The following is a 289-nucleotide window of genomic DNA, read 5'->3' on the forward strand; positions in this document are numbered from 1 at the left end:
CCTTTAACATCAAAAAACATCCCATCAATGTACAAAATTGGATAGGAATTATCAATTTTTCGGGATTTTCACTTTTCAATTTAGGTAATAATTTGTCAGTAATTGAAGAAATTCAGGCGTTACTTACTTCTTTTTTATAGATACTTTTTATTGTGTTAACAATATTTTCATATGACATGCCTGATGCAAAAAGTGAAAACACTTGCTCTTCGATATCAGCTAAACTTGTTTCGTATTTACCGAGTAATTTGTTCTCAAAAGTGCCATTTCGATCTCTTGGTATTTTTAG

1 pseudogene is annotated in these 289 nt (G+C 29.8%); it reads right to left on the reverse strand.

Annotation, left to right across the window (positions count from 1 at the left end):
* Positions 1–289: pseudogene (locus MOSC01_RS04285) on the reverse strand (transposase); the annotation flags it as partial.

It is taken from the genome of Mesomycoplasma ovipneumoniae SC01 (assembly GCF_000218525.1).
Taxonomy (GTDB): Bacteria; Bacillota_I; Bacilli_A; order Mycoplasmatales; family Metamycoplasmataceae; genus Mesomycoplasma; species Mesomycoplasma ovipneumoniae_A.